Source organism: Micromonospora qiuiae (assembly GCF_016863555.1).
GTDB lineage: Bacteria > Actinomycetota > Actinomycetes > Mycobacteriales > Micromonosporaceae > Micromonospora > Micromonospora qiuiae.
In genome coordinates, this window is sequence record NZ_BOPC01000097.1 from 1 (window position 1) to 25,859 (window position 25,859).

Below are 25,859 nucleotides of genomic sequence, written 5' to 3' on the forward strand. Positions count from 1 at the left end.
GGGTTGGTCGCCGCTGTCGGGCCTTTCTGTGCGGGGTGGCCGCCGCCGTTTCGGCGGAAGTGCGGTATCCCGCATGGGCGGATACCGCCACCTCGACGGAATGGAGTCGATCAAGCGGCAGTAGGGGCCCGACGCACAGGACACCGCAATTCGCGGCCCAGCGCTCAGGACACCGCAACTGGCGGTCTCAACCGACTCGGAAACCCCGATATGCCGAAACCCGTGCCGCCCAAGGGGCCGGACACCCCGACACGCCGCAACCCGTGCCGGCCCCGGGAGCCCGAACACCCCGACATGCCGTAACCCGTGGTCCAAATCTTCCGGCACCGCGCCCTCAGGCGCAGCGCCAACCAACGCCTGGACCCACCTCCACGCCACCACCTATTGCCGATCTCTCTAGGCGGTGCCCGGTGGGCGGTGTCCGGCTGCCGGTCTCTCTAGGCGGTGCCCGGTGGGCGGTGTCCGGCTGCCGGTCTCTCTAGGCGGTGCCCGCTGCCCGGCGCCCGGTGCCCGATTTCCGGTCTTTCTAGGCGGTGTCCGGTGGGGCGGTGTCCGGTGGTGAGGGGGTGTCCGGTGGGGCGGTGTCTGGTGGGGCGGTGCCCGGTGGTTGAGCGGCGAGCAACGCGTCCGCGACCTCGGCGGGTTCGGCGTTGAGATCGAGCCGACTGAGTAGGTGGAGCGAGTCGTCCGTATCGATTTCCAGCGCCGGTCCGGCGAGTCCGCGGCCGGGCCGGCGGTTCACCCGTATGGTCTCCACCGTCGTCCAGGGCAGGTGCCGGCGGCCCAGCCAACCAGCCGGCACCGTGATGCCGTCCGCGTCCACCGCCAGGCGCACCGGCGCGATCAGGTCCCGAGCGGCCCAGCCGGCGAGGAAGGCGGCCGCCAACCCACCGAGCACCGGCCGGAGCAGGTCCCCCTCGGCGAGCAGGATGCCGAGGGCGAGCACGCAGGCCGCTCCGACCAGTTTGACGATCGGTAGTGCCGGTGGCACCCGCCACTGTCGCGGGACCGTCTCGAAGGACATGCCGACCAGCATGCCAGCGCCGCCCGGATCATGGCCCGCTGCCCGCTGCCCGCTGCCCGCTGCCCGCTGCCCGCTGCCCGCTGCCCGCTGCCCGCTGCCCGCTGCCCGCTGTCTCCTGCCGCTGCCGCTGCCTGCTGTCCGCTGTCTCCTGCCGCCGCCTGCTGCCTGCTGTCCGCTGTCTCCTGCCGCTGCCGCTGCCTGCTGTCCGCTGCCGAAAGCTCGCTGCCAGGCGCCAGGCGCCGGGTGGCGGGTGCCGGCCGGTGCCGATGCTGGTGCCGGACACCGTGTGGCGGGTCGGGCGGCAGTGCGGTCGACAGTGACGTGCGCGTAGTATCGGGGACAGCGCAAGTTACCGGGGAGTAGATATGAGTGACGCGGTTATCGTCGGTGCGGTGCGTACCCCGGTGGGGCGGCGCAAGGGCAGCCTGGCCACGGTGCACCCGGTGGACCTGTCGGCGCATGTGCTGCGCGCCCTCGCCGAGCGTACCGGCATCGACCCGGCTCAGGTCGACGACGTGGTGTGGGGCTGCGTCTCCCAGGTCGGCGAGCAGTCGTGGAACGTCGCGCGCAATGCCGTGCTGGCCGCCGGCTGGCCCGAGTCGGTGCCCGGCACCACGGTGGACCGGCAATGCGGCTCCAGCCAGCAGGCACTGCACTTCGCCGCCGCCACCGTGCTCTCCGGTCAGGCCGACCTGGTCGTCGCCGGGGGCGTGGAGTCGATGACCCGGGTGCCGATGGGCTCAAGCGTGGCCGGTGGACTGCCGTTCAGCGAGCGGATCCTGGCCCGCTACCGGGGCGTGGAGGGCGTCGCCGAGGACTCCTCGCTGCCGTTCAACCAGGGTGTCGGTGCGGAGCTGATCGCCCAACGCTGGCGCCTGTCCCGTACCCAACTCGACGAGTTCGCCCTGGCCAGCCACGCCAAGGCCGCCGCCGCCCAGGACGCGGGCGCATTCGAGGCCGAGCTGGCTCCCGTCGTGCTCGCCGACGGCGGCAGGTTCGCCGTGGACGAGGGCGTACGTCGGGACACCTCGCTGGAGAAGCTGGCCGAGCTCGCCACCCCGTTCCGCCCCGACGGTGTGGTCACCGCCGGCTCCGCCTCGCAGATCTCCGACGGCGCCGCGGCGCTCGCGGTCACCACGAGCGAGTGGGCCGGCCGGCACGGCCTGCGGCCGCTGGCCCGGATCCACACCGCCGTGGTCGCCGCCGACGACCCGGTCGCCATGCTCACCGCGCCTATCCCGGCCACCGCGAAGGCGCTGCGCCGCGCGGGGCTGGGCATCGAGGAGATCGGGGTGTACGAGGTTAACGAGGCGTTCGCCCCGGTGCCGCTGGCGTGGCTGGCGGAGACCGAGGCGGACCCGGAGCGCCTCAACCCGCGTGGCGGCGCGATCGCCCTCGGGCATCCGCTCGGCGGATCCGGTGCCCGGATCATGACCACGATGCTCGCCCACATGCGCGACAACGGCATCCGGTACGGCCTGCAAACCATGTGCGAGGGCGGTGGGATGGCCAACGCGACCATCGTCGAACTGCTCTGACGACGCCGGGGTGACCGGGCGGGGCTCCCGCGTGAATGTGACGTGGAATTTGCAGAAAGCAGGTGCGCAAGCCACGTCACCCAACGAGCACTGTCGTTGGATAGAGCATGGACGTCTTCTCCCGAACGTTCCTTCCGGCCGCCACCGAGGCCGGGTTGGCGGTGCAGACCGCGAGCCGGCACATGCCGGTGTTCCGTCGTTGTGTGGGTTCCGGCGACGCCACCATCCTCGTCGCCCGGTGCAGCCGGCCGGACCGGCCGATGTTTGGCGACCATCTCCTTCTGCTCACCCATCGGCGGCTCGTGGTCACCCGGCAGACCCGGATACTGCACCGGCTGCGGCTGCACCTCAACACCGAGCTGCGCGAGCTGAGCCACGTCACCTGGAGTCCCGATCCGCGCCTGCACTCGGTCGAGCTGGCGGCTACCGCGATCGACGGCATCCGGGAGCGTTTCCTGATCCGCACCCAGCACCCGAAGCAGGTGTGGCAGTTCGACGCGCTGTTCAACCATGCTTTCCGCACGCGGGTACGCACCACCCGCCCCCGGGTTCTCGCCACCGTCGCCGAGCCGCCCGTCGCCCTGAGCGGGTGGGGCCCGCCGGGGCCGGTCCTCGCGTCATCGCCCGGTGGGTAGGGCGTACCCGACATAGCTGCGGAACTCGAAGCGCCAACCGGCTGGCACCAGATCCGCGCAGAGCTCGCGACTGTTCACGCAGACGATCGCGTCCACCGACGCCGGATCGGCTGCTGGCCGATCGTCCAGGACCGACTGCAGCGCCAGCAGCTCGGGCGGCCGACCGTCAGCGTCGCGCAGCAGCAACCACCAGGGATACTCCCAGTCGTCGTTGCGCTGTGACAGGCCGATCCGGCGGGCCTCCGCGGCCCGTACCGCGTCGGCGGCCCAGCGGTACTCCTCCGCCCACTGCGGGCGCCGCAGGAAGCGCATCTCCCACTCAGCAGTGGTGAAGATCGAGCCAGCGCCGACCAGCCGGCGCGGGAAGCCGTACGACACCGCGAGCACGCCGGCCAGCGCGCAGGTGGCCAGCACCGTCACTGCCAGCGCTGCGGCGATTGGCCGCCGCCCCACCCGGGAGGCGGGATACGCGCGGCGGAAGAGGGCGTCGAGCCAGAGGCCGGCCGGTGGCACCGATGCCGCCAGGGCGTAGAGCACCAGCCGGTTGCCCCACGGCTGCCACTTGATCATCGCGGCGTGCAGCACCACCGCGATGATCACCACCAGGGCGTACGCGCGCAGCACCCCGGCCGCGCCGGGACTGATCCGGGCCGGCCGGGACAGCGCCGCCACGGTACCGATCAGCGCCAGTGCCCCGGCCAGCGGGAAGGCCACCCGATCCTCGTCCGGGTACCAGGACGTCACCGGGAAGATCTCCTGACCGAAGGTGATAGCGCGGTCCTGCGCATCGACACCGAACAGCCCGGCCAGGCCGAGGATCGCGTCGGCGGTGACCTCGCGCAGCGGGGCCAGCGGGGTGTCCAGCGCGGTGTGCCCGATGCGCAGCGCGTTCACCAGCACGGACGGCGGGTCGTGCCGTTCCATCGGGATGGACTCGCGCAGCCGCTCGGGCCCGAGCGGGTGGCCGAACTCGGCGTACACCCGCCCGAGGAACGGGCCGATCACCGTGACGGCCACCAACATGATCAACAGCGAGGCGCCGAGCGTACGGGCGACCCCGCCGGCCGGGAACCGGCGGCGCACGGCCGGCCGGTCGGCGTACGCCAGCCGCAGCTGGCCCAACCCCCAGAGCACCAGTAGCGGTCCCACCGCGAGCAGGCCGCTGGTCTTGGTCAGCGCAGTCAGCCCGGTGGCCGTCCCGAGAGTGAGCAGGTCGCCCAGGCCGGCCCGGCGGCGCAGCCCGTCCAGGGCCAGTGTCGCCGTGCACGCGACCCAGGCCGCGCAGACCAGATCGGTCTGGGTGCTGGTCGCCTGAAGAGCCACCATCGGTGTGGTGGCCAGCACGAACGCGGTGAGCAGTTGAGCCCGCCGACTGCCGCCGAGCTGTGCCGTCACCCGGGCCACCGCCAGCAGGGCACCCACCCCGGCGGCCCACTGGACCAGGTTGTACAGCGCGTCGCCGCCGGTGAACAGTCGCAGATGCAGCAGCAGGTACTCCGCGCCCGGCGGGATGGTCACCTGCCGGTGGATCGCCGTTGCCCAGAACGTCAGGTCGCCCTGGGCCACCCAACGCTCCACCTTCGGCAGGTGGTAGGTCTGCGAGTCGAAGTTGTTCGGCGCGGCCAGCAACGCGACCAGCAGCTCGATCAGGAGCAATCCGCCGATCGTGCCGGCCAGCAGCCGCTCGCCCCGACTCGCCGTACGCCAGAAGTCGCCGAACGTGGCCCGCCAGCCGGCGGCAGATCCGCCCCCGGCGGTGTCCGCATCCGAGGCGGCGGCCGAGCGGCCGGGCTTGGCGGACCGACCCGCGTCGAGCCGGCGGCGCCACCCGGCGGCCGTCGCGCAACCCGCCACGAAGAGCAGCCACGCCACGCCGAACGCGGCCGGTGTCAACAGCCGCAGCACGCCCAGCACCTCGACGGTCAGCACCGCGAAGACGCCGGTGGCCAGGGCCGCCCGGATCACCGCGAGCCGCCGGGGCGCGATGGTGTCCGCAACCTGTGGCCGTAACGCCACGGTGAGCAGTACGACGGCGGCGACAGGGGCGAGGAGGAGCGGGAAGCCGGCGGCCGACATGGCCGGAAGTAAACATCATCGACCCGAGCGGGCGACCGCGGATCTCCGACGACGGTCGCCAGCGTCCGGCCGGGCTGCCAGGCTAGGCTATGGCGGATACAACGCCGCCCTCGTGGAGAATCCCGTGAAGCTGTCGATCCTCATGCCGGTCTACAACGAGGAAGACCGCATCGCGGATGCCCTGAAGCAGGCGCTGGCGGTCGACTATCCGTGCGATTTTGAACTCGTGGTGGTCGATGACGGCAGCCGCGACGGCACCTCGGAGGTTCTCGACCGGGTCGACGACGCCCGGCTGCGGGTGATCACCCACCAGCGCAACGCGGGCAAGGGCGCGGCCATCCGGACGGCCGTCGCCAACGCCGAGGGCGATTACATGGTCATTCTCGACGCCGACCTGGAGTACGACCCACAGGACATCCCCACGCTGCTCGCCCCGGTGCTCGACGGTCGGGCGACGGTGGTCTACGGCAACCGCACCTTCGGCAGTCACAGCGCCTACAGCTTCTGGTACGTGATGGGCAACAAGGGCGTCACCATGGCGGCCAACGTGCTGTTCAACTCCTACATCAGCGACCTGGAGACCTGCTTCAAGCTGATGCCGGTCGAGCTCTACCGCTCGCTGGACATCCGTTCCCGTGGCTTCGGGATGGAGGCCGAGGTGACCGGCAAGCTCCTGCGCCGCCGGATCCGGCCGTTCGAGGTGCCGATCAGCTACCGGGCCCGGGGTCGGGAAGAAGGCAAGAAGATCACCTGGCGGGACGGTGTCGAGGCGATCTGGATCCTCGGCCGCGAACGCGCCCGCCGCCGCCCCGCGGGCACCACTCGGTAGCTGGCGTATCCCGCCTTTCTCGCCCGGCCCGTCCCTTGCCTCAGACCCGCGCTGGGGTGAGGAAGCCGGTCAGCGAGCGACGCAGCCCGGCCGGATCCAGCCCGTGCCAGCGATCGTGATCTTCGGCCGAGCCGTAGCGGCGTAGCTCGGCCCGCCCGACGCCGAGCGCGAGCAGCCGGTGCGGCCGGTCCGCCAGCGCCGCGGCGACCACCCGGGCCGAGCTGCCCGCCAGATAGGGCTCGACCAGGATCACCTCGGTGCCGGCCAGCGCGCGCAGGCCGGCGGTGTCGAACGGGCGTGGCCGGTGGGTGTACGCCACGGTCACCGGCAGGCCCGCCGCCGCTGCGAGAGCCGCGTCCAGCACCGGGCCGACCGCGACCAGCAGGGCCGCGCCGGCCCCCGCGTCCCGCACCACCACCAGTTCGCCGTCACCGCCGTACGGGCGCGCGTTGCGCTGCGTCGACAACCGCAGGTACGCCGAGGCGTCGCCGCCCACGGTGGTACGCAGCAGGTCGGGCACCTCGGCCGGGTGCCCGGGCACGTGCACGATCCAATCGGAGAGCGTGTCGAACAGCGCGACGTCGGCGGGACTCAGGTGGGTCCGGCCGGCCGCCGCCCGGTCGTACGAGGCGCCCACGCTGACCAGCACCGCGTTCGCCGCCTGGTGGTCGAGATCGAGCTTGATCTGCTCGTACGCCCGCTCCACGAGGAACGGCGCGTAGCTGTGCACGATCGGCCGGAGCCCGGTCAACGCCAGTCCACCGGCGACGCCCAGCATCAACTGCTCCCGGATACCGACGTTGAGCACCCGGTCGGGGTGCCGCCGGGCGGCCGGCGCGAACGCGTCGGCGGAGATGTCGGCGAGCACCAGTGCGGTACGCGGATTCTCGGCCAGCAGCCTCGTGGTGGTGTCGACGAAGCTTTCCCTCATGGCTGTTCCCCGTTCTCGACGACCGCCCCGTTCTCGACGACCGCCCCGTTCTCGACGACCGCCCCGTTCTCGACGACCGTTCCGTTCTCGACGACCGTTCCGTTCTCGACGACCGTTCCGTTCTCGACGACCGTTCCGTTCTCCACGACCGCGACGACGACGTGTGGCCGGTGGCCGTGATGTCCGGTGAGCGCGATGTGCAGCGCCTCGTGGTCCCGCCCGTCGACGGTGGCGGCGGTCCACCCGTTGACCGTGAACCGGCTCGCCACCCCGCCCGACCAGCCGTGCGTGGCGGAGGAGTTGTCGATCACTATCGCGGTCAGGTTCGCCAGGCCGGCCGCGCCCGCGTACGCGATCGCCTCGTGGTTGGAGCCCTCGTCCAGTTCGGCGTCGCCGAGGAGGACGTACACCTGCGGGTCGAGCAGGCCCTGGGCGCGCAACCCGAGCGCGGTGCCCACGGCCAGGCCGAGGCCGTGCCCCAGCGATCCGGAGCCGATCTCCACCCCCGGCACCAGCGTGCGGTCCGGATGGTCGCCGAGCCGGCTCTCCGGCCCGCCCTGATCGTCCAGCCAGTCCGGCGGAATGAAGCCCTTCGCGGCCAGCACCGCGTAGTAGCCGGCGACCGCATGCCCCTTCGAGAGCAGGAACCGGTCCCGGTCGGGCTGGTCGACGGTGGCGGGGGTGACCCGCAGGACCCGGTCGTAGAGCACCCAGAGGACATCGAGGGTCGAGTAGACGTTCGGCCCGAACTCCCGGCCGGCGCGGATCCGCTCCAGCAGCGGTGCGACGGGGTGCGGTCCGTCGAGCGGCGCGGCGTCTTGTCGGCCGGCGTCTTGTCGGCCGGCGTCGTGTCGGCCGGCGTCGTGTCGGCCGGCGTCGTGTCGGCCGGCGTCGTGTCGGCCGGCGTCGTGTCGGCCGTCGAGTGGCGCGGCGGCCTCGGCGACCCGGGATGTGATGGTGGCGAGTGAGGTCATGCGGATAGCCTGCAAGTTGAAGCGAGGTTCAACTCAAGGCAAAGTGATGCAGGAAGCTCTCACCATCGGTCAGCTCGCCGCCCGCAGCGGGGTGGCCCCCTCCGCGCTGCGCTACTACGAGCGGTTGGGGTTGATCCGGGCCGATCGCACCGGCGGCAACCAGCGCCGGTACCACCGCGGCGAGCTGCGCCGGGTGGCCTTCATCCGCATCGCCCAGCAGGTCGGCGTCTCGCTGGACGAGATCCGCTCCGCGCTGGACTCGCTGCCCGCCTCGCGTACGCCCACCGCCGAGGACTGGGCGCAGATCTCCACGGCCTGGCGGGAACGCCTGACCGAGAAGATCAGGCTGCTGAACCGGCTCCGAGACGACCTGGACGGCTGTATCGGCTGCGGCTGCCTGTCGCTGCGCCGCTGTTCCCTCTACAACCCCGGCGACCAACTCGCCAGCGAAGGCCCCGGCCCCCGCCTCACCATCCCCCACTGACACCCCCACCCCGCCGCCCCGCAGCGCCCCCTTGCCCGCGTCGCCCTCTCTGCCCGCGTCGCCCCCTTCGCCCCCCTTCGCTCGCGTCGCCCCCCTTCGCCCGCGTTGATCATGAAGTTGTTGTCACTCCGCCCGGCGTGTCGCGACAATAACTTCATGATCAACGCGGCGGGTGGGGTGGGGGTGGGGGTGGGGGTGGGGTCAGGGCACGGTGAGGAGGACCTTGCCGATGTGCTCGTTCGACTCGACCAGGCGGTGGGCGGCGGGGGCTTCGGTGATCGGGAGTAGCCGGTCGATGACGGGACGGATGCGGCCGGCCTCGATCAGGGGCCAGACCTGGTCGCGTACGCCTTGAACGATCGCGGCCTTCTGGTCGAGCGGGCGGGAGCGCAGCGCGGTGGCCGCCACCGTGCCGCGCTTGGCCAGCAGCGCGGCGAGGTCCAGTTCACCCTTGCGCCCGCCCTGCATGCCGATGATCACGAGCCGGCCGTCGGGGGCCAGGGCCGCGACGTTGCGCCCCAGGTACGACGCGCCCATGATGTCGAGCACGACGTCCGCGCCCCGCCCGTCGGTCAGCTTGCGGACCTCCTCGACGAAGTCCTGCTCCCGATAATCGATCAGGTGGTCAGCGCCCAGAGCCCGCAGCCGGTCATGCTTCACCGACCGGGCGGTCGCCACCACGGTCGCACCCAACGCGGTGCCGAGTTGAATCGCGAAGGTGCCGATCCCGCTGCCGCCGCCGTGCACCAGCAGCGTCTCGCCCGCCGCCAGGCCGGCCAACTGGACCACATTGGACCAGACCGTGCACGCCACCTCGGGCAGGGCGGCGGCGTCGACCAGGTCCACCCCGGAGGGCACCGGCAGCAGCTGCCCCGCCGGCACGGCCACTCGCTCGGCGTACCCGCCGCCGACCAGCAGCGCGCAGACCTGGTCACCCACCCGCCAGTCGGTCACCTCGGGACCGGTCGCGCTCACCACCCCCGAGCACTCCAGACCGGGGTACGCGGGCGCGCCCGGCGGCGGCGGATAGTACCCCTGCCGTTGCAGCAGGTCGGCCCGGTTGACCGCGGTGGCCCGCACGTCGACCAGCACCTCGCCCCGGCCCGGCTGCGGGTCGGGCACCTCGCTCCAGCTAAGCACCTCGGGTCCGCCAGGCTCAGGGATCGTGATTGCGCGCATGGGCTCATTCTTACCCGATCCGCCCGCCGCCCCAAGCTTCGCTCGCTCCCGCCTCTTTCCGACGCCACGGAGGGTGAGTGATCACGGCGGATCGGGTAGCCCTCGCCCGTACGCCGATCCGGGGGCGTGGCAGACTATGCACGGCCGCGCCGTGCGTGGCCCGGGAGGGTTCGCCTAGTGGCCGATGGCGCTGGTCTTGAAAACCGGTAGGGCGGCAACGTCCTCGTGGGTTCGAATCCCACACCCTCCGCACTCCGATCCGCCCGAGATCGAGCCCGCTCGGCGGAGGCGTGCCCCCCCACCTCCGGCCCGTACGCGCGGCAGAAGTCGGCGGCCCGGCGTCCCTGCTCCTGCGGCGTGCTCCAGTACCGACCCCGGATGCCCTCGCCTGTCCCTGTCGAGCTGAACCGTCAACGCCATCACATCAGTGAGGCTCGCCCGTCGGCACCCGAGCCCGTCGGCCGTGACCCGTTTATGCTCTCAGCTCGACAGGCCCCACTGCCGACGCCCACCCAGCAATCCGGCAGTGGCGAGCAGAAGCAACGGCCGACCCTTGGCGGCGGTTTGCTCGAATGCGGGCGGCTCGCGGGGTATGAAGGGTGCGCACAGCACACACATCCACCGGAAGGACCTGTGTCGATGTCCCTGGAACGACCGATCGCCCCGGACCCGTACGAGCTGCTGCCGACCGTCGCCTCGTTCACCGTGACCAGCGACGACGTGCAGAACGGCGAGCCGATGGACCCGATCCACGCCCACCCCAGCACCGGCGGCGGTAACGTCTCGCCCCAGCTGGCCTGGTCGGGGTTTCCGGCGGAGACCAAGAGCTTCGTGGTGACCTGCTTCGACCCGGACGCGCCGACCGGCAGTGGATTCTGGCACTGGGTGCTGGTCAACCTGCCGGCCGACGTGACGGAGCTGCCGCGCGGCGCCTCCGGCGATGATCTGCGCGGGGCGTTCACGGTGCGCAACGACTATGGCGAGCAGGGTTACGGCGGTGCCGCGCCGCCGCCCGGGGACCGGCCGCACCGGTACGTCTTCGCGGTGCACGCCCTCGACGTGGAGCGCCTGGAGGTCACCCCCGACGCCACCCCGGCCTACGTCGGCTTCAACCTGGCCTTCCACACCCTGGCCCGAGCCACCACCCGCCCCACCTACCAGATCACCGCCTGATCCAGCCGCAGCCCGGGCTCTAGTTGACCAAGGGGTTTGTGTCAGCGATCCAGCCGGATTCAGACGCAAACCTCTTGATCAACGCGGACAAGAAGGGGGCTGTTAGGCGGGGGTGCGGGCTACGGCGAAGACGGACTGGCCGAAGGGAGGGCGGGCCAGTTGCTCGGCGGCCTTGGTGGCGGGGAGGACCAGGGTGTCGTAGACCTTCACCATCGGGCCCTCCTTCGGCATCAGCCGGAAAACCTTGGTGGCCATGAAGTAGCCGATCAGGCCGAGGGCGTTCGCGTAGTGGATCTTCTCTACCCGCAGGCCGGCCTCGGTCATCGCCGCCGCCAGGGTCTTCTTGGTGTAGCGGCGGACGTGGCCGGTGGCGATGTCCGCCGGGCTCATCGCGAACTGGAACGCCGGCACGATGATGATCACAGCGCCGCCGGGCCGGACCAGTTGGCGCATGCTGTCCAGTGCGCCGACATGGTCCTCGATGTGTTCCAGCACGTTGTACGACACTGCGGCGCTGTAGTCGCCCCGCTCCGAGTGCGGCAGCAGCATCTGGCGTACCTCGATGCTCGGCCGGTCGGCGAGCCGCTCCTTGAGCGAGACCAGGCGATCCGGGTCGGCCTCGGTGGCGGTGAACCGGGGCAGGTGCTCGGACCACTCCAGCGCGTAGTCGCCAAGGCCACTGCCGATCTCGATCGGGTTGTCGCCGAGGTAGGGCAGTGCCAACTCGACGAACCAGCGCCGGTGGTTGACTGCGGTGGCGAGGCCCTCCAGAACCTCGGACTGCACGCGCTGATCCCCAGTGATTTCTGCCATGCGTCGATTCCTCACGATACGACTCGACCCGCGCCGGGACCGACTGAGTGAACCATCCGCTCGGACGGCGGCAATATCGGGGCCCGCGTTGGCCGAATTGGTCGGGGTTATGGGCACGATCGGTGGTGGCCAGCGAACCCGCCAGATACTACGGCAGGGTCCCGAACCCTGCACGGTGATGGCATCGGGGCAACTACGCTGTGAATTGCTATGACTACTCCTGATTCGGGCCGATCTGCCGGGGACCCCGGAGAGTCCGAGGAGCCCGGGGCGGGAGAGTCGGCGAGCGGGCCACGAGCGGCCGGCAACCGATTCCGCCATGGGCGCTGGCGGGACGTCCTCGCCGTGGTGAGTTTCACGGTCCTCAGTTTCTGGGTCACCGCCCGGATGTGGCGCCATCCCGGTGACGGCATTCGGGACAATCCGAATGATATGGCGCAGTTTGAATGGATGATGGCGCACGGTGCCCGAGTGGTGACGGAATTCGCCTATCCGTTCTCGTCGGATCGGATGAATGTCCCCGAATCGGTAAATCTGATGGCAAACACCTCGGTGTTGTCCGTTTCTCTGCCGATGACTCCGATCACCCTGTTCTTCGGCACCCGCACCGCCTTCCTGCTCTTCCTCACCTTCGGGATGATCGCCACGGCGGCCGCCTGGTACTTCGTGCTGTCCCGGGTGCTCATCGGCGCGCGCGGGCCGGCCTGGCTGGGCGCGACGTTCTGCGCGTACGCGCCGGCCGTGGTCTCGCACGCCAACGCGCACCCGAACATCGTGTCGCAGTACGTGGTGCCCCTGATCATCTGGCGTACGGTCCGCCTGGCCGGGTCCGGTCGCTGGCTGCGCAACGGCGTCCTGCTCGCGCTGATGATCGTCTGGCAGGCGTTCCTGAACCTGGAGATCCTGCTGATGACCGCGATCGGCCTCGGCGTGGTGATCCTCGCGCTGGTGATCGGGCGGCCCGAACTGCGCGGTCGGGCCCGTCCGTTCCTGGCCGGGCTGGGCGTGGCCGTGGTGATCTCCGGTGTCGTGCTGGCATACCCGCTGTACGTGCAGTTCTTCGGGCCGGGTGCCTACCATGGGCTGCCCTGGCTGATCCGGGGCTACTCGACCGACCTCGCCTCGTTCTTCGCGTACTCCCGTGAGTCGCTGGCCGGCGACGCGCGCGGCGCGGCCGGCCTGGCCAAGAACCCCACCGAGGAGAACGCCTTCTTCGGCTGGCCCCTGGTGATCCTGGTGGCGGCGCTGGTGTGGTGGCTGCGTCGCAACGCGGTGGTGATCGGCCTGGCGGTGCTCGGGCTGCTCTTCGCGGTGCTCTCCCTCGGCCGGGAGATCCGCTTCGAACGGAAGGGGACCGGTGTCCCGGGGCCGTGGGCGGCGCTGGAGGAACTGCCCGTGCTGCACTCGGTGGTGCCGACCCGCTGGGCGCTGGCCATCACCCCGATCATCGGGCTGCTGCTCGCGTACGGCACCGAGCGGGTCCGGGAACTGGCCGCCCGGTATCCCCGGTGGCGGTCGCAGATCCGCTTCGGCACGGTGACCGTCCTCGCGATGGCGCTGGTGCCGCTGCTGCCCACCCCGCTGCCGACCAAACGCCTCGAACCGACCCCCGAATTCGTCACCTCCGGGGCCTGGCGACCGTACCTGGCCGGCGGGCGCAGCGTGGTGACGCTTCCGCTGCCCGACACCGAGTACACCGAGCCGCTGCGCTGGTCCGCCCAGACCCGGCTGGCGATGCCGATCGCCCGCGGCTACTTTCTCGGCCCGGACACCCGCCCCGGCATGGATCGGGTGGCCCTGTTCACCGCGCCGCCGCGCCCGACGAGCAGCTTTTTCGCCAGCATCCGGCGCACGGGCGAGGTGCCGACGGTCACCCCGCAGGTCCGGCGGAACGCGGTCGAGGATCTGCGCTACTGGCGAGCCGGCGTGGTGATCCTCGGGCCGCACAAGCAGGCGGACGCGCTGCGCGCGGGAATGACCGCGCTGACCGGAATCGAGCCGGTTCACACCGGCGGCGTGTGGCTGTGGGACGTTCGTCCCCTGACCGGCTGAAGCCGATCAGGGGGTGCGGATGCAGCAGCCCTGGCAGACCTTCGGCTTGGGGAGGGTGAAGGCCAGGCAGCAGGTACGCCGCTGCACGGTGGGTTTGCCGTTCGGGCCGGGCACCAGCTCCACCAGGTCGGCCAGATCGAGTGTGGCGAGCAGCGTGTCGGCTGCCTCGACCGCCGAGCCGGGCAGCCCGTCGGCGGCCACCAGCAGCCCCTGCGCGATACCGGAGGCCACCGAGCCGAGCAGCGTACGGGCACCGATGCGGACCTCGTTCTGGATCGCGGAGATCACCGGGGACAGGTGCGCGTCCAACAGCGTGGCGCGCAGCGCGGCGAGCAACTCCCGCTCGTCGGCCACCACCCGGACCTGGGACGACCCGGTCAGCGCCAGCGGATCGGTGGGCAGCACCGCGACGGGGGCCGAGCGGCGCAGGCCAAGGGTCACCAGCGTGCGCCGATCCGAGAAGTGGATGAGGGTGGCGGCGGGTTCGAGCAGCGGCACCCGCCGGGCGGCGGCCCAGCCGAGCACGACCGGCAGTGCCGCCCAGTAGCTGTAGGCCTTCCAGGCGAGTGCGGCGGAGGCGTGCGGGGTGCCGTTCCAGAGGCGGGCGGCCGAGTCGAGCAGCTCCGGCAGTCGGCTGCCGTCGGTCAGGGTGGTCGCCGGAGCCCAGCCGGTCTCGTCGTCGACGACCAGCCCCGGCGCCAGCGCGGGCAGCACGTCGGTGCCGAACACAGCCCGCAGGGTCGCGGTGATCGGGGCGAGCGGCGAGGCCGGGGTGTCGGCGGGCAGCACGACTTTCACCTGCTCCACCTCCATCCGATACCCGCTTTTACTAAGGCTAGCCTAACCATAGTTCTCGGCGTCCGAAAAGCCTGGTGGGGCGGTGGAGGAGAGGCCCGGATCACCTGCGCCGGCGTGGTCACTAAGCGTGCAGGCCTGGGAACTCGGCGCAGTATCGGCAGAAAGCGTTCACGGGTCAAGCATCTTGTCGAGAAGGTGCCAGTACCTGTGCGTGCCCGACGGCCAAACGTGAAACTTGTACTCCCGGCCACGAGGAAGCTGATGACGACCTCACCGCTCGATCGGGCTGCCGACTCCTTCGCCGCCGAACTCGCTCGGCACCGGACGGAGCGGGGGCTGTCCAAGAAGCAACTGGCGACCCTGATGGGCTTCGACCCCTCCTACGTCAGCCACGTGGAAGGGCGGCGGCACCGACCCACCGAGGACTTCGCGCGCCGGGCCGAGGCCGTCCTGGAGGCCAGCGGCGCGATCTGGCAGCGCTTCCGGGAGTACGACCACCTGCGCCACGCGCGCGCCGAGCGCAGCCAGCGGGAGCCCATCGCGCCCGACCGGTGGTTGCCGCCCGGCACCGGCCTGATCGTCGAACGCGAGACGGCCGTCCTGACCTACACCGAGACCGGCTACCGCTGCGTCATCCGCCGGGAGTTGTACAACGCCGGCACCGAGCCGGTCACCCGCTACCTGGTCCGGGTCGCCGTCGACCGCTACCCCAACGATCCGGGCCGGTCCAACCGGCACCACCGGGAACGCCCGCTCACCTTCGCCGAGCTGAACCTGCGCGCGTGCCGCGAGGAGGGTGGCGAGCAGGAGATCATGCACTGGCGGGCCAAGCACGACCGGGACGCGTTCAAAGAGATCTGGCTGCTCTTCGAGAACGCCGAACGGCGGTTCCCGCTATACCCCGGCCGTCGCGCCACCATCGAGTACACATACCTCGTCGGGCGGGACAAGTGGGGCCCGTGGTTCCAGCGCGCAGTTCGCGTACCAACCCGTCACCTGGCCATCAGGGTGGACCTGCCGGCCGAGCTGGACCCACAGGTCTGGGGCGCGGAGACCTCGCTCTCGGCGGAGGAGGGGCCGTTGCGTACGGCGATCGTCCGGCACGACGAGGGAGCACGGGCGATCTTCGAATGGGCGACCGACGAACCGCCGCTCAACGCCCGGTACCGGTTGCAGTGGCGTTTCCGCCCGGAGCCGGAACCCGAGCCGGAGGTCGACCGGGTCAGACCGTCCGAGCGGATGCGCGCGCTCGGCATCGTCCAGCGCGGCGCGGACCTGCTGCGACAGCCGGCCCGCCCATTCGACCTACCCGGCGAGGAGGCGATCGCCCGGGAGACCGTCGACCGGCTGGTCACCGCGCTGGCCCGCCTCGACGAACTGCATCCGTTCGGGAAGGGGGTGGGGATCGCCGCACCGCAGCTCGGCATCGACCGCGCGGCTGCGGTCGTCCGCCCACCCGACCGGGCCGCCGAGCCCGTGGTGCTGCTCAACCCTCGGGTGGTCGACATCTCCGTCGACACCGACGAACAGTACGAGGGCTGCCTCTCCTTCTTCGACCACCGCGGACTGGTGCCACGACCGCTACGGCTGGACGTGGAACACGCCCAACTCGACGGCGGCCGCGTGATCACCTCGTTCGAGTTCGGCATGGCCCGGCTGGTGGCACACGAGGTCGACCACCTGGACGGCCGGCTCTACGTCGACCGGATGGCACCGGGGGTACCGCTGGTGCCGATCGAGGAGTACCGCGAGTCCGGCCATCCGTGGCGGTACTAACGCTCCCGGCACGACCGATCCCAGCCACGACCATGCCCGCCCGGTGGGAACGACGGCGAACGGACATGGTCGTGCGGGGCGGGTGCGAGGCCCGCCCGATCGGGGGACCGGGGCGCGTGCCCCAGGGGGCAGGGGCACGCGCCCCGGTGCGGGGGGAGGAAAGCTTTACAGGTTGCCGAAGGTGTCGTACCGGATGCGCTGCGGGGGCACGTCGTCGGCGGCGAGTACCCGCAAGGTCGAGCGGACCATCGGCGCGGAACCGGAGACGTAGCAGTCGTGCGTCGTCCATGGGCCGTAGCGGGCCACCACGTCGGGGATGTCGCCCTGCTCGCCGTCGAAATCCGGGTCGTCGCCGCACGCGGCAGTGACCGACAGCCACGGGTGGGCCGCCACCAGTTCCCGCAACCCTTCGAGACCGTAAAGGTCCGCCTCGGTACGGGCACCGTAGAAGACGTGCACCCAGCGGGCCTGGTTGACGTGGGTCAACTCCTCCACCAGCGCCTTGATCGGAGCCAGCCCCACGCCGCCGGCAACGCAGAGAATGTCCCGCTCCGACGACCGGTCCAACGTCATCGAGCCCATCGGCGCGGCCACCCGCAGCAGGTCGCCCGGCTTCAGCCGGCGAACCAGGGCACCGGACAGCCAGCCGGCACCCTCGGGCGTACGGATGTGGAACTCCAACACGTTGTCGTCGTTCGGGGCGTTGGCCACCGAGTACGTCCGCCACACCCGGGGGTGGTAGCGGGGTGCCTCGACGCTGACGTACTGCCCCGCCTTCCAGGACAGCGGATGTTGCAGCGCCTGGCAGGTGAAGACGGCGGTGTCCGACCCGTACCGCTGGTGGGTCAGCACCTCGGCGTGCCAGAACGGTGGGTTCGTGTCCGCCGCCGCCCCGGCGAGCATCTTCTCCACGATCGCCGCGTACGCGTCCCGCCACGCCTGGTCGTACGCCAGGTCCCAGCCATCCCCGGCGATGCTGCGCAGCGAGTCGAGCAGTGCCCGGCCCATCGTGTCGTAGTGGCTCGCGTCGACGTGGTACTTGCGGTGGTCCCGGCCGAGCGCGCGGAGGAACTCGTCGAAGCTCTCCGGGTCGTCCACCGTGTGGATCGCCGCGATGATCGCTTCGAACAGCCGGTCGCCCTGCCCAGCCATTTGCACCGGGAAGAGCTTGCGCAGCTCGGGATCGAGAAGGAACAGCCGGGCGTAGAAGTACTCGGTCAGCCGGACCCGATCCTCCTCGACCAGGGTCCAGCTCTCCTTCAGCAGCCGCGCGAAGGTGTCCACGGGCGCTCCTTACTTCCGGCGGCGGATCGGGCCCCCATAGAATGTCCACGGAGCGTGTCGGGTGGTCGCACAGAATGTGCGATAGCTTCGCGAGGCTGGCTCAGTCGCCTGGCTGTCACCGCTGCACCCGGTCGGGCAGAGTGGTGCGGTGACCACTGAGCTCATCCGTCCGGTGGGCCGCCGGACGCTCGGCACCGAGACGCTGCTGGTGCTCGGCCTGTCGCTCGGGCAGTCCGCCGTCTACGCCACCGTGTCGATCATCGCGAAGCTCACCGCGGAGGGTGGGCTGTCGAGGCAGACCGCCGCCCTGAACACCTCGGCGTCCGCCCGGCCCTACCTCGATCTCACGTACCAGCTGCTCGGCATCGTGTTCGCGCTGCTGCCGGTGCTGCTCGCCGTACATCTGCTGGCGCGGGACCCCGGTGATCCGGTGCGGACCCTCGGCCTGGACGGCCGGCGGCCCGGGGCCGACCTCGCCCAGGGCGCGGGGCTGGCGGCGCTGATCGGGCTGCCCGGCCTGGCGCTGTTCTGGGCGGCCGCCCAGCTCGGCCTCAACGCCACCGTGGTGCCGGCGGCGTTGCCCGACCTCTGGTGGGCGGTGCCGGTGCTGATCCTCGCCGCCTTCCAGAACTCGATCCTGGAGGAGGTGATCGTGGTCGGCTACCTGATGACCCGGCTGCGTCAGCTCCAGTGGCGGGTCGCCGCGATCGTCGCGACCAGCGCGTTGCTACGCGCCTCCTACCACCTCTACCAGGGCTTCGGCGCGTTCGTCGGCAACGCCGTGATGGGCGTTGTGTTCAGTCTCTTCTATGTGCGTACCCGCCGGATCATGCCGCTGATCGTGGCGCACGCCCTACTCGACATCGTCGCCTTCATCGGCTACACGCTGCTCCCCGACTCCTGGTTCACCTGGCTCTGACCCTGCCCCGGGCTTGGAGTGGGCCGGGTGGGCGGTAGGCGGCGACGGCGCGGGCCGCCAGGCGCTCTGCCGCCGCCGAGCCGCCGGCCGCCGCGGCGAGCACCGCCGCACCGGGTAGCAGCCGGGACGCCAGCCGCAGGGCGAGCCAGCCGCCGGCCTGTGCGGTCAGCGGGGCGGCCAGCCGCCAGGCCGCCTCGACCGCCCGGGGCCCCGGTGGTTCGCCCGGCCCGTCGATCGTCCGCGCCGCCGCCAGTGCCGATCGGGCGCTCGCCAGGTCCGGATGCACCTGGGCCAGCACCAGCAGCTCGGCCGCCCGCTCCGGGTGCGCCGGATCGCGCTCGTACGCCGCCGCCACGTGCAGCACCAGGTTCGCCTGCGACCAGAGCACCGCAGCCAGCTCGACCACTGGGGCGAATGCTCCGGCGAGTGCCGCGCCCACCCCACCCACCGCGGCCTGCCGGACGAACCGCCGGGTCGCCAGCCGGGCCAACCCGTCGCCGTCCGCCCGCGGATAGGTCTCCCGCAGCCGCCGGGCCCACTCGTCGGCCACCGGGCCGAGCGCCTCGACCGCGGTCAGCGCCAGCAACTCCGGAGCGAAGCCCGGATGATCGAGTACGCGCACCGCCAGCGACCGCAGCTCCGCTTCCGCCGTACCCTTCGCGGTGTCACCCGATCCGGCCCGGCTGGTGACCGGTCCGGCATTGATTTCGGCCTCGTCCACTCCGGCCTTTTTCGGCGCTGTCTTCTTGGCGGCGCTCTTGCGCGGCTTCGCGGCGACCTTCTTCCGCGCCGGCGGGGCTGGCTGGGGTGTGATGTCGTCCGCCCGGCTGTCCGGAGTTGGCTGCGGTGTGGTGTCGGCCACCCGGCCGCCCGGGCTTGGCTGCGATGCGATGTCGTCGGGCGGGCTGTCCGGCGCCGGGTCGGTCCGCGCGTCCGGGTGGTCGTCCGCGTCGGCCGATCCCACGGCGAACGGCGGTGCGGGTGCCAGCGGTGGGGCGGACGAGTCAGGCCGGGGTGGCGGCTGCTGCTCCGGAGCGGGTGGCGGCTGGAACAACACGCTCGGCGCGGCCTTCGCGCGTCGGGGGCGCGGCACACCGGAGCCGCCCGGCGAGTCCTGGGCCGGCGGGGTGGGCGGCGGGGTGAAGGTCGCCTTCGGGGAACGCCGGCGTGCTCCCTCGGCAGATTCTGGCTTGGTCTGCTCGCTGGGCGGCTGCTCCTGCATGTCGATGGAGCGTAGTCCTGATCACGGCGACGCACAGCGGTGGAACAAGCCTCATCCGGCCGCGTACGCCTGGTTCCGGTAGTCGCTTTGCTCCCGGCCGGGCGTGGCCTGTATCCTCGGGCGCGGTGGTGTGTAAACCACCGGGGAGACTTCGCCTAGTCTGGTCTATGGCGCCGCACTGCTAATGCGGTTGGGGTCTTAAAGCCCCTCCCGGGTTCGAATCCCGGAGTCTCCGCAGCAAGGGTTGGACGGAAGCCGTTCTGATCTCAGCCGCGTCCTCTGGGCGCGGCTTCCCTGTTCCGCCCGCCCGACGACGGCGCAGGCGTCCCGGTTTCCGGTTCGAGCCGCTGCGCCAGACTGAACCCCATACCCGAGGCTCCGGTGCAGGTCTGGAGTACGAGGTCGAAGTCGCTCATCCAGGAGGGAATCGGCCCGCCCTTACGTGACTGCCACTTGTGGCCGACGATTCGGTAGCGCCCCGCGCACGGGCCGGTCATGACCTTGACGATGGTGCCCTTGTCGATGTCGTCGATCCAGTGCCAGCCGGCGTAGTCGTGCCCGGCAAGAAGGCAGGTGGGCACAGTCATCCAGGTCACCAGCTTTCTTCTGTCGATCATCGCTTGGGAGCCGAGTGCGGTGACCGGGTTGAGGCGTACCGTCTTCGGCTTCGCGGCCGATCTGGTTCTCGGCGTCTGGGTGTCCACGGCCGGGGCCGGGGCGTTGGACGGCGCGGTCGACAGGTAGGGCAGCGGTGTCGCACGGGTCGGCCGGCTCGGTCCTGGAGCAGGGCTGGGCAAGGGCTGGGTCACCGGCCTTCCGGTCCGTCCGGGGGTCGGCGGGGCAACCGGGCGTGGCGTGGCGACGGCCGAGGCCGAGAGAGCAAGGGTGACCGTGCCCAGCAGAGCACCCAACCGGACGGACCTTTTCACGATGATTCGACTCCTCGGGGAGGCAAGGGCCGATAGGGTGGTGCGATTTGACCAATTATCCGGGTCTGCCCCGGATTGGCCAAGATGATGTGCCGGGCGAGTCATCGCCCTGCCGAGTCACCACCTGCCCTCGACGCGTCGCTGACGGTCAGCCGACCCCGGTGCGTGCCTCGGCCGCTTGTCCGGTAATGTGGTGCGCCGAGGCAGGGATCCTGGGGCGAGCCGACCGGCAAATCCCGGTGCCTGCACGCGAGGCCGGATGTGTAGACTGGCCGAGCACCAGCGCCCGTAGCTCAACGGATAGAGCATCTGACTACGGATCAGAAGGTTAGGGGTTCGAGTCCCTTCGGGCGCGCAAACGATCAAGGCCGTGGCCAGCAGAAATGCCGGTCGCGGCCAGTTTCTTTCCCACTTTCGCGGCCGTTTCTCCCACTTGTTGGGACGGTGGTGCTCCGTTGGTGCTCGAGCGTCACCGTGCTGTCCGGCCAGCGGCCGATTCTGATTCACGCTGCTCACCTGAGTGCCTGCCACTGTTCTACTCTGAGTCGCCTTCGGCGCATGACACACTCTCGCCTTATCAGCTGCCAGATTCTGCCCTTCCGGGAATCGGCCGGACAGCCGGCCGTGCACTCAGTGTGGTCACCGTAGGCGTCAGTCCGGGGGATCCCCGCCCAGCCAGAGGAGAACCAGTCATGCTGAGAAGAAGGTGGGCGGCGGTGGCTCTTACCGCCATAGCAATCGGTGCGGCGGCACCTCCAGCAGGACCGGCGGTTGCCGCGACGAATCGGGACCGGGTAGCCAGCGGCGACGCCGCGTCATCCGGTCACCGGGCTACGAGCGTCATGGTGACGCCGAGCCGGGACATCGCCGCCGGGACGGCTCCCACCGCCGAAGTCACCGCGATCTTCGGGCCCGACAACCGGGTGCCGGTCCGCACGACCACGACGTATCCGGCCAGCGCCACCGTCCTGCTGACCTTCGACGGCGGCCAGTGCACGGGCTTCATGATCAGCGAACGTACCGTCGCGACCGCCGGACACTGCCTGCACACCGGCGGTCGGACCGGTACCTGGCGGACCAATATCGTCGCCTACCCGGGCTACGACGGCACGACGGCCCCCTTCGGTGCATGCACGGCGGTCCAGTTGACCGTCCCGCAGAGCTGGATGACCGGCCCCGTCAACTACCCCGGCCCGCCCGACCCGGCCTACGACTATGGGGCCGCACGACTCAACTGCACGATCGGCACCAGGACCGGCTGGCTTGGCCTCGGATACACCACGCAACGCCTGACCGGATCCTGCACCACCACGCAGGGGTACCCGGCCGGCCGACCCGGGCAGTGGGCGAGCAACGACTTCATCCGTGCCGAGGACGCGAACGCACTCTACGTCCAGCACGCCTTCACCAGCGGGCTAGAGGGCAGCCCGCTCTACTACACGCCCAATCCGGACGACTGGTGTCCAACGCTCCCGCCGCTGGTGATTCCGTGCCCGTGCCCGCCGCCGCCGCCAGATCCCTGCATGTGCCCCGCCCCCTTCGCGACGGCACTGGGGATTCTCACCAGCGGCCCGTACGACAGCGGGCCTGGCCGCACGAACAACATTGCCCTCCGGATCACGCAGCCGGTTATCAACAACTTGATGCAGTGGCGTTGAGCCCTTCGTGCCAGTTCGCTCCCGGGTGGATCCCTCGGCGGTCGACCGCCTGCCCGGGAGCGAACGGCTACGGCCGGTCCCCGGGACGGAGAACCGGTCAGACCGACCGGGTCGGCGCGGACTGGGTGGGCTCGGAGCGCAGTCTGGCGCGTACCTTCTCGGCGTCCAGGTGGCCGAGTTGCTCCAGGATCTCCAGCGCGCGCTGCCAGGCGTCGCGGGCGAGGTCCAGCGCACCGGCGGCGTGCTGGCTGTCGCCGAGATGGGTGAGCGTCGTCGCCTCGTAGTAGCGCTCGGCCGCCTCCCGCCACAGGACCAGCGCATTCTCGTAGCAGCGGATCGCCTCCGCTTGGTGGTCCAGCCGGAAGTGCACATAGCCGAGGCTGTCCCAGGTGTGGGCCTGCCAGTACCGGTTGCCGACCTGCTGTTGCAGGACCAGCGCCTGCGTACAGCGGTCGAGTGCCTGCCGGTAATTCCCCAGTTGGCTGTGGTACCAGCCGATGTTGTTCAGCGCGTTCGCCGTCCCGTTCGTGTTTCCCGCAGCCGTGAACAGGTCGCGTGCCTGCTCAGCGTGGTAGAGCGCCTGCTGGTACCGGCCCTGACGCTCGGCCAGGATGCCGAGATTGAGGTGCGCCCGCGCGCTGCCGATCGCATCGCCGAGGGTGGTGTAGAGCGCGAGGGACCGGTCCAGGTGGTCATGGGCCTGGTCGTAGTCCTCCAGCCGCAGGCAGGCCACCGCCCGGTTGCGATGGGCGCGCGCCTGGCCGTCCCGGTCATCGGCCCGCGACGCGGCGACCAGCGCGCGCTCCTGGACCACCAGTTGTTCCTGCCACGCCCCGAGCCGATCGAGGTACGTGTTGACGGTCCAGGCCAGCTGCCACGCGTGCGTGTCGAACCGGGCATCCACGGCGAGGCCCACGACGGCCAGCAGCACCTGATGCTCCCGGGCGAGCCAGCGCCATGCCTGCGCCCGATCGGTGAGCGGGGTGGCCGCTGTGCCCGTACGGGCCGGGGCCAGGCTGATCGGGTCGCGTTGGTCGTAGAGGAGCAGATCCGCGGCGTACGCGGTGTGCAGGTAGTAGTCGAGGAGCCGGCCGAGCGCCTCCCGGCGTACCGTCTCGGGCTCATGCCCGGCGACCAGCTCGGCCGCGTAGGCGCGCAGCAGATCGTGCAGGACGAACCTCGCCGGTAGCTGCTCCGCCGCCAGGTTCGCGCGGACCAGGGCGGCCAGGGTCCGGCCCGCCTGTGCCTCGGGCACGCCGGCGAGACTCGCCAGCGCCGGCACGCAGACGTCCGGCCCTGGGTGGAGTCCGAGCAGCCGGAACGCCCGCGCCGAGGTCGGGTCCAGATTCCGGTACGACCACGAGAAGACCGTCCGGATGTCGGCGCGCGGGTCGCCGTGGCTGAAGCTGTCGAGAACCGCCGGCTCGGTCAGCTCGTCGGCGAGCCGGCCGAGGCTGAGGCCGGCCTGGATGGCGGCCCGGCTCGCCACGATGGCCAGCGCGAGTGGTAGTCCCGCGGCAGCGGCGATGATCCGGTTCGCTGCCTCCGGCTCGTTCTCCACGCGTGCCATGCCGAGCCGCTGGGCCAGCAACTCGTACGCCTCCATCCGGGACAGCGGGTCGAGGATGATCGGGTGTGCCTCTTCGATGGTGACCAGCCCGGGCAGGTGACCTCGGCTGGTGATCAGCGCCAGGCACCCCGGCGAACTGGGCAGCAGCGGGCGAACCTGGTCGGCATCGCCGGCGTTGTCGAGCAGTACCAGCACTTGTCGGCCCGCCAGCAGGCTGCGGAACAGTCCGGATCGGGCATCCAGGCCCACCGGTACGCGTTGTGCCGGCACCCCGAGAGCCTCAAGGAACTCGCGAAGCACCTCCGCCGGGTTCGCCGCCGGCCCGGTCGCGTCGAACCCGCGAAGGTTGACGTAGAGCTGCCCGTCGGGAAAGCGGTCGGCGACCTGGTGGGCGTAGCGGACCGCCAGGGTCGTCTTACCGACCCCAGCCATACCGCTGATCAGCGCGATCGGCACGGTAGCCGCGCTTCCGTCGGCCGGCAGCAGGGCGGCCAGTCTGGCCAGCGCCGCCCGCCGACCCACGAACGAGGGAACGGCCGCCGGCAGTTGCCGAGGTGTCACCTGGTCAAGAGGACCCGCCGGCCCGGGCTGGGCCGGCGGTGAGGTGCCGCCGGAGCGCCGGCCGAGCTGGATGTGGGCAGCGGTCCGCAGCCGGTCCTCGGTACGGGCGGCATCGGCGATTCTGAGTAGCTGCCAGTGCTCCGCATCCCACCGGCTCAGATCCGTAAGCTCGGCCGGCAGTTGAATGCCGGCCTGGTCGGCGTGGGCCAGACAGGCGTTGACGAACGCGACGACAAAGGGCCAGTCAGGCAACGACTTGGCGGTGAGCTTGTCACTCAACGTCGAGCGGGCCAGCGGCTGTCGTAACGATGCCGAGATGGCGACCAGCGTGTTCAACGACGGGGCCCCGGCGAGCTGCCGGAGGCGTTTGAGTTCGCCGACGAACCGGGCCAACGCTTCCTGCGCCTCCCGGCCTGATCCGCTCATGCGTCTGCTTTCCCCTCGCGCAGGGCGAGCCGTCACATTCATCGATAATATCCGATGCCGATCTTCAGGGCCATCATTCGGCGCTTCACTGCTCGACCTTCGACCGATGAGGGCCCCGGCCGCACGGGAACGAGGCTGTCCGCCACCACGGCCGGCCCTCATCAACTCGCACGGCTTCCCACCGACCTGCGGCGCAGCGGGTTCGTCAGGTAGGCGCGCTCGAAGGGCTCGAATTCCTAACCATTGGTCTGTAGTCGGACTCAAGTCTGAGATGGGCTGGGCCGGGTGTACCGGCGGTGTGGCTGTCGTGACGAGGAGACGGGTAAGCAGTTCGGCGTTCGCTGCGAGCGGCTGGCGGACCTCAGTCATGGGCGCTGGTACTTCTCGTTGCAGGTACCCGGCGTGGATGGCGGTCGTGATCGGGTTCGTCGGGGTGGCTTCGCCACGCCACCCTCGGCCTTGGCCTGCTTGGCGATCGCCGGGTGGGTCACCTCCAGCCACTGCGTGACGGCCTCGGGATCCTGCTCGTAGGCCTTGCGGATCGGCTTCTGCGGTGACAGTCCCCACGACCGCACGTACTTGCCGATCGTGACCAGCGACAACCCGATACCGAACCAGTCACGGATCAACTGCCGCACCTGCGGCGGGTCCACAACCAACCCCGGCAACGCCACCTGCTCCGGGCACTGATGGATAACCGCCCGCTGCACCCGCGCCTGCTGCCGCGCCGTCAACGCCTTCTGCTCATCCGGCCGCCGACCACGTTTCCGGGCGTTCAACCCCCGATTCCCCTTACGGCGAAACGCCTCCACCCACACCCACACCTCTTCGGCCAACAAGAGAGATCGGCAGTAGGCGAGGTCGGGATCCCAGGCGCGGTGATGCTGTGCCTCGGATGATGGGCGGCGGCGTGGGATGCGGCGTGTCGGGGTGTTGGGGCTGATCGGGTGGGCACCAGTTGCGGCATGTTGGGGTATGCCGTCCGGTGCGCAGCACGAGTTGCGGCAT

The 25,859-nt window shown here is 70.8% G+C and carries 22 protein-coding genes and 3 tRNA genes; 13 read left to right on the forward strand and 12 right to left on the reverse strand.

Translation table 11 applies throughout. The features are described from left to right. Positions 1-526 precede the first annotated feature (526 nt). Complete coding sequence (locus Vqi01_RS26305; protein WP_372444438.1) at positions 527-1,024, reverse strand: PH domain-containing protein; 498 nt, start codon at positions 1,022-1,024, stop codon at positions 527-529. A 365-nt stretch (positions 1,025-1,389) separates the two neighbouring features. Here Vqi01_RS26305 and Vqi01_RS26310 point away from each other — a divergent pair, with 365 nt between their 5' ends. Both Vqi01_RS26310 and Vqi01_RS26315 read left to right on the forward strand, forming a co-directional pair. Continuing rightward, entirely contained in the window at positions 1,390-2,562 is a 1,173-nt protein-coding gene (locus Vqi01_RS26310; protein WP_204037679.1) for an acetyl-CoA C-acyltransferase, read from the forward strand. A gap of 107 nt (positions 2,563-2,669) precedes the next feature. Beyond that, positions 2,670-3,197: a hypothetical protein gene (locus Vqi01_RS26315; protein WP_204037681.1), complete on the forward strand. Its 528-nt coding sequence runs from the start codon at positions 2,670-2,672 to the stop codon at positions 3,195-3,197. Here Vqi01_RS26315 and Vqi01_RS26320 read toward each other — a convergent pair. Then, positions 3,180-5,273, reverse strand: a complete 2,094-nt coding sequence (locus Vqi01_RS26320; RefSeq protein ID WP_204037683.1) for a glycosyltransferase family protein — start codon at positions 5,271-5,273, stop codon at positions 3,180-3,182. The two genes, Vqi01_RS26315 and Vqi01_RS26320, sit on opposite strands and share 18 nt — an antisense overlap. 124 nt (positions 5,274-5,397) lie before the next feature. Between Vqi01_RS26320 and Vqi01_RS26325 the strand changes: the two genes are divergently transcribed. Beyond that, positions 5,398-6,102 (forward strand): glycosyltransferase family 2 protein, encoded by a 705-nt coding sequence (locus Vqi01_RS26325; RefSeq protein WP_204037684.1) that lies wholly within the window; start codon positions 5,398-5,400, stop codon positions 6,100-6,102. A gap of 40 nt (positions 6,103-6,142) precedes the next feature. On the opposite strand, the gene Vqi01_RS26330 is transcribed toward Vqi01_RS26325, so the two are convergent. Next, positions 6,143-7,033 carry a transketolase family protein gene (locus tag Vqi01_RS26330; RefSeq protein WP_204037686.1) on the reverse strand — a complete coding sequence of 297 codons (891 nt, stop codon included), beginning with the start codon at positions 7,031-7,033 and terminating at the stop codon, positions 6,143-6,145. Beyond that, complete coding sequence (locus Vqi01_RS26335) at positions 7,030-7,812, reverse strand: thiamine pyrophosphate-binding protein (protein ID WP_275408849.1); 783 nt, start codon at positions 7,810-7,812, stop codon at positions 7,030-7,032. The genes Vqi01_RS26330 and Vqi01_RS26335 overlap by 4 nt, the downstream gene beginning before the upstream one ends. A gap of 241 nt (positions 7,813-8,053) precedes the next feature. On the opposite strand from Vqi01_RS26335, the gene soxR reads away from it, so the two are divergent. Next, positions 8,054-8,491, forward strand: a complete 438-nt coding sequence (gene soxR, locus Vqi01_RS26340) for a redox-sensitive transcriptional activator SoxR (RefSeq protein ID WP_204037688.1) — start codon at positions 8,054-8,056, stop codon at positions 8,489-8,491. 201 nt (positions 8,492-8,692) lie between these two features. Here soxR and Vqi01_RS26345 read toward each other — a convergent pair whose 3' ends face one another. Continuing rightward, the gene (locus Vqi01_RS26345; protein WP_204037690.1) at positions 8,693-9,670 is read right to left on the reverse strand and encodes an NAD(P)H-quinone oxidoreductase; all 978 of its coding nucleotides are present in this window, start codon (positions 9,668-9,670) and stop codon (positions 8,693-8,695) included. Between the two features lie 163 nt (positions 9,671-9,833). Between Vqi01_RS26345 and Vqi01_RS26350 the strand changes: the two genes are divergently transcribed. Both Vqi01_RS26350 and Vqi01_RS26355 read left to right on the forward strand, forming a co-directional pair. Then, a tRNA-Ser gene (locus tag Vqi01_RS26350) sits at positions 9,834-9,920 on the forward strand. Positions 9,921-10,309: 389 nt separating this feature from the next. Continuing rightward, positions 10,310-10,843: a YbhB/YbcL family Raf kinase inhibitor-like protein gene (locus Vqi01_RS26355; protein WP_204037692.1), complete on the forward strand. Its 534-nt coding sequence runs from the start codon at positions 10,310-10,312 to the stop codon at positions 10,841-10,843. 102 nt (positions 10,844-10,945) lie between these two features. Here Vqi01_RS26355 and Vqi01_RS26360 read toward each other — a convergent pair whose 3' ends face one another. Then, complete coding sequence (locus Vqi01_RS26360) at positions 10,946-11,656, reverse strand: class I SAM-dependent methyltransferase (protein WP_204037694.1); 711 nt, start codon at positions 11,654-11,656, stop codon at positions 10,946-10,948. A 210-nt stretch (positions 11,657-11,866) separates the two neighbouring features. Between Vqi01_RS26360 and Vqi01_RS26365 the strand changes: the two genes are divergently transcribed. Continuing rightward, complete coding sequence (locus Vqi01_RS26365; protein WP_204037696.1) at positions 11,867-13,708, forward strand: hypothetical protein; 1,842 nt, start codon at positions 11,867-11,869, stop codon at positions 13,706-13,708. Between the two features lie 6 nt (positions 13,709-13,714). On the opposite strand, the gene Vqi01_RS26370 is transcribed toward Vqi01_RS26365, so the two are convergent. Then, complete coding sequence (locus tag Vqi01_RS26370) at positions 13,715-14,521, reverse strand: hypothetical protein (protein WP_204037698.1); 807 nt, start codon at positions 14,519-14,521, stop codon at positions 13,715-13,717. A 246-nt stretch (positions 14,522-14,767) separates the two neighbouring features. On the opposite strand from Vqi01_RS26370, the gene Vqi01_RS26375 reads away from it, so the two are divergent. Then, positions 14,768-16,282 carry a peptide deformylase gene (locus Vqi01_RS26375; protein ID WP_204037699.1) on the forward strand — a complete coding sequence of 505 codons (1,515 nt, stop codon included), beginning with the start codon at positions 14,768-14,770 and terminating at the stop codon, positions 16,280-16,282. 165 nt (positions 16,283-16,447) lie between these two features. Here the strand turns inward: Vqi01_RS26375 and Vqi01_RS26380 are convergent, their stop codons facing one another. Next, on the reverse strand, positions 16,448-17,566 hold the full coding sequence (locus Vqi01_RS26380) for a globin domain-containing protein (RefSeq protein ID WP_204037701.1): 1,119 nt from the start codon (positions 17,564-17,566) through the stop codon (positions 16,448-16,450). Positions 17,567-17,714: 148 nt separating this feature from the next. Here Vqi01_RS26380 and Vqi01_RS26385 point away from each other — a divergent pair, with 148 nt between their 5' ends. Then, positions 17,715-18,485, forward strand: coding sequence for a CPBP family intramembrane glutamic endopeptidase (locus Vqi01_RS26385; RefSeq protein ID WP_204037703.1), 771 nt, complete (start codon positions 17,715-17,717; stop codon positions 18,483-18,485). Here the strand turns inward: Vqi01_RS26385 and Vqi01_RS31085 are convergent. Then, on the reverse strand, positions 18,472-19,707 hold the full coding sequence (locus tag Vqi01_RS31085) for a hypothetical protein (RefSeq protein WP_239098682.1): 1,236 nt from the start codon (positions 19,705-19,707) through the stop codon (positions 18,472-18,474). The genes Vqi01_RS26385 and Vqi01_RS31085 overlap by 14 nt on opposite strands. Positions 19,708-19,851: 144 nt before the next feature. Between Vqi01_RS31085 and Vqi01_RS26395 the strand changes: the two genes are divergently transcribed. After that, positions 19,852-19,942: transfer RNA gene (locus Vqi01_RS26395), tRNA-Ser, on the forward strand. Between the two features lie 31 nt (positions 19,943-19,973). Here the strand turns inward: Vqi01_RS26395 and Vqi01_RS26400 are convergent. Beyond that, on the reverse strand, positions 19,974-20,294 hold the full coding sequence (locus tag Vqi01_RS26400; protein WP_204037705.1) for a hypothetical protein: 321 nt from the start codon (positions 20,292-20,294) through the stop codon (positions 19,974-19,976). Between Vqi01_RS26400 and Vqi01_RS26405 the strand changes: the two genes are divergently transcribed. From Vqi01_RS26405 to Vqi01_RS26415, 3 genes are all read left to right on the forward strand, one after another. Further along, positions 20,281-20,451, forward strand: coding sequence for a hypothetical protein (locus tag Vqi01_RS26405; protein ID WP_204037707.1), 171 nt, complete (start codon positions 20,281-20,283; stop codon positions 20,449-20,451). The genes Vqi01_RS26400 and Vqi01_RS26405 overlap by 14 nt on opposite strands. A gap of 467 nt (positions 20,452-20,918) precedes the next feature. Next, positions 20,919-20,991 (forward strand) — tRNA-Arg (locus Vqi01_RS26410). Between the two features lie 487 nt (positions 20,992-21,478). Next, positions 21,479-22,294: a trypsin-like serine peptidase gene (locus Vqi01_RS26415; RefSeq protein ID WP_239098683.1), complete on the forward strand. Its 816-nt coding sequence runs from the start codon at positions 21,479-21,481 to the stop codon at positions 22,292-22,294. Between the two features lie 97 nt (positions 22,295-22,391). Here the strand turns inward: Vqi01_RS26415 and Vqi01_RS26420 are convergent, their stop codons facing one another. Then, entirely contained in the window at positions 22,392-24,851 is a 2,460-nt protein-coding gene (locus Vqi01_RS26420) for a tetratricopeptide repeat protein (RefSeq protein WP_204037709.1), read from the reverse strand. A 365-nt stretch (positions 24,852-25,216) separates the two neighbouring features. Beyond that, positions 25,217-25,859 (reverse strand): winged helix-turn-helix domain-containing protein (locus Vqi01_RS31090; protein WP_239098684.1); only part of this gene is annotated, 643 nt, incomplete at its 5' end.

Bases quoted from the DNA above. Each gene is read 5' to 3' on its own strand.
- Vqi01_RS26310 (WP_204037679.1), top strand. From the start codon at position 1,390: ATGAGTGACGCGGTTATCGTCGGTGCGGTGCGTACCCCGGTGGGGCGG.
- Vqi01_RS26360 (WP_204037694.1), bottom strand. From the start codon at position 11,656: ATGGCAGAAATCACTGGGGATCAGCGCGTGCAGTCCGAGGTTCTGGAG.
- Vqi01_RS26345 (WP_204037690.1), bottom strand. From the start codon at position 9,670: ATGCGCGCAATCACGATCCCTGAGCCTGGCGGACCCGAGGTGCTTAGC.
- Vqi01_RS26415 (WP_239098683.1), top strand. From the start codon at position 21,479: ATGGTGACGCCGAGCCGGGACATCGCCGCCGGGACGGCTCCCACCGCC.
- Vqi01_RS26375 (WP_204037699.1), top strand. From the start codon at position 14,768: ATGACGACCTCACCGCTCGATCGGGCTGCCGACTCCTTCGCCGCCGAA.
- Vqi01_RS26320 (WP_204037683.1), bottom strand. From the start codon at position 5,273: ATGTCGGCCGCCGGCTTCCCGCTCCTCCTCGCCCCTGTCGCCGCCGTC.
- Vqi01_RS26370 (WP_204037698.1), bottom strand. From the start codon at position 14,521: ATGGAGGTGGAGCAGGTGAAAGTCGTGCTGCCCGCCGACACCCCGGCC.
- Vqi01_RS26420 (WP_204037709.1), bottom strand. From the start codon at position 24,851: ATGAGCGGATCAGGCCGGGAGGCGCAGGAAGCGTTGGCCCGGTTCGTC.
- Vqi01_RS31085 (WP_239098682.1), bottom strand. From the start codon at position 19,707: ATGCAGGAGCAGCCGCCCAGCGAGCAGACCAAGCCAGAATCTGCCGAG.
- soxR (WP_204037688.1), top strand. From the start codon at position 8,054: ATGCAGGAAGCTCTCACCATCGGTCAGCTCGCCGCCCGCAGCGGGGTG.
- Vqi01_RS26365 (WP_204037696.1), top strand. From the start codon at position 11,867: ATGACTACTCCTGATTCGGGCCGATCTGCCGGGGACCCCGGAGAGTCC.
- Vqi01_RS26330 (WP_204037686.1), bottom strand. From the start codon at position 7,033: ATGAGGGAAAGCTTCGTCGACACCACCACGAGGCTGCTGGCCGAGAAT.
- Vqi01_RS26355 (WP_204037692.1), top strand. From the start codon at position 10,310: ATGTCCCTGGAACGACCGATCGCCCCGGACCCGTACGAGCTGCTGCCG.
- Vqi01_RS26400 (WP_204037705.1), bottom strand. From the start codon at position 20,294: ATGACTGTGCCCACCTGCCTTCTTGCCGGGCACGACTACGCCGGCTGG.
- Vqi01_RS26315 (WP_204037681.1), top strand. From the start codon at position 2,670: ATGGACGTCTTCTCCCGAACGTTCCTTCCGGCCGCCACCGAGGCCGGG.
- Vqi01_RS26305 (WP_372444438.1), bottom strand. From the start codon at position 1,024: ATGTCCTTCGAGACGGTCCCGCGACAGTGGCGGGTGCCACCGGCACTA.